Source organism: Paraburkholderia sp. AV2, from assembly GCF_054968425.1.
This window is the reverse complement of record NZ_JBANLK010000110.1, coordinates 1-1,887: the sequence shown is the minus strand read 5'-3', so window position 1 is coordinate 1,887 and position 1,887 is coordinate 1. Positions and strand designations below refer to the sequence as shown.

The window sequence follows — 1,887 nt, the reverse complement described above, 5'->3', positions numbered from 1 at the left end:
TCTGCTGGAACATCTTCAGCCGAGCTGAGCGGCCATTTTGAACTGGCCTTTTACGGCCAACGTATCGCATCGACAGACAATGCCCGCCTCACGCCATCGCAAGGGCATCCGCCCTGCGTGCCCGCGCACAGACAGGGCACCACGACGGCCTGGTACCATTCGCTGTAGATTTTGGGGCCTGTTCTTCATGGTTCAGTCTTCACTGAGCGAGCAGCCCGCTCAGCAGCAGCGCGCCTGAGTTGCGGTATATAGCGTTCCGGTTCAAAACGCATTCCCGTAATGGGCTTCCCGTCCGGCGATTGTCCAAGCCACCCCGACCACCCGAGCTGCGCCGGGCCGCCCATGACTGCAGGCGGTGCACTCTGCGGCTTGATCTGCAGTTCGAGTTCCCAGTCATACTCCTCGCTCACAAACGCCCTCACCCATTCGATCAGTCTCAGCAGATCTTCTCCCTGTGGTATGAAGCGCAGGTAGTCCGCCAGGTCCAGTGGGCCCATCACAATGCATAATCGGTACTGTCGATCCAGCACCTGCTGACCAAGCACCGCACCTGTACCGATGAATGACGATGCACGGTGCTCACCCATGACGCTGCAGCTTTCCGGAGAAAGCGACATCCAGTGAGGGACAAATTCCTCGATCTCTACTGGCACCCCAAAATAATTTGCGAGCGCGTTGCGCAACCCTTCCGGATTACGGGCCTCACGAACAAGGTGCGGTGCAGCCGAAAGACGTGCATGTGCAGGCAACGGCCAAGGTCTGTCCTGCCTCCGGGGGAAACCTGAAAGACTTGCAACATAAAGCGAAAACCGGTCGTGTTCAGGCCGATCGAGACTCAGGGTCGATTGCGCCAATGCCCACGCGCGATACAGCAATGTCAGCGAGCGATGATGAAAGATGTCCAGGAATTTGCTGAGCGTCGGATCCCGGCGATGTTCTTCACGCTCGCGAGCGATTTCGGTGACGTGAATCGGTAACGGCCCGTTCGGTCCAAGCATTCCAAGACCAAAAAGACGAATGCGCAGCTTGCCGTCCCGAAGACTTGCCTCGGCGATCTCACGTGGAGCAAAGATCAGGCTGGCTTTCTGCCCCACATGAAACGGCTCGGTCCGAGGCAATTCAGCCGTGCCGACTGGACTAACATTTGCACGGGCACCTATGCGGCGCATGAGGGCGAAGAAACCATAGCGCCACGGCTCGCGCTGCAGATGCTCCATCATTGCAGGTGACAGCACATCTTCCGGCAGGACGTTATTGTCCGATGCACGTTCCATCAGCTCACCTTGTCAGTACCAGTAACAGACCCGGACACGAAATACCACTGACCACCCTCCGGGTCGAACAGCGCCAGTTGCTCCGGCCATGGATTATTCTCGCGGCTGGCATCTCGCCAATCCGCGGTTTCCAGTTTCTTCCGGGCTAGTTGATAGGCGCGAGTCAATGTTTCGCCCTCCCAGCTATCAACCTCCTGTAGCGTCTCGCGCCACGCGAACAGACCCGCGCGCTCATACAACGCGCTCACGCTCTCAAGCGTCGCACAATCCACCTCGAATGCTGCCGGCAGTTTTCGTGTGCGCATATGCAGTTTCCGGCAACAGCTCCGCATCTGGTAATCCATGTCGACCTTCACGCGTGCATTGTGAGTGTCCCATCCGCCATGGAGATACACGACATACCCATCGCCTTCTGGTGAGCGGAAAAGTCGGGGGGCGATCTCCGATGCTGACCTCGCGAAATACCGTGTACGCCCCCGGTTCATAGATTCCGCCTCCATGTCTGCATCGAATGAAGACAGGAAACCCCGGATAACCGGACCATCAACCGAATTGTTGTAAGAGACGGTTTCATAAAGGCTGTTGAGTTCGCTGAAGAGTGTTCCAGCAGATC

The 1,887-nt window shown here is 57.6% G+C and carries 2 protein-coding genes; both read right to left on the bottom strand.

Annotated features, from left to right (window positions below; translation table 11 throughout):
- Window positions 1-185: 185 nt before the first annotated feature.
- Window positions 186-1,274, bottom strand: coding sequence for a type VI secretion system baseplate subunit TssG (gene tssG / locus V8683_RS31285; RefSeq protein WP_411189958.1), 1,089 nt, complete (start codon window positions 1,272-1,274; stop codon window positions 186-188).
- Window positions 1,274-1,887, bottom strand: a 614-nt coding sequence (locus V8683_RS31280; RefSeq protein ID WP_462880748.1) for a hypothetical protein, incomplete at its 5' end; no start/stop codon positions are given. The genes tssG and V8683_RS31280, both read right to left, overlap by 1 nt.

Coding starts and splice junctions, on each gene's coding strand:
- tssG (WP_411189958.1), bottom strand. CDS start 1,274: ATGGAACGTGCATCGGACAATAACGTCCTGCCGGAAGATGTGCTGTCA.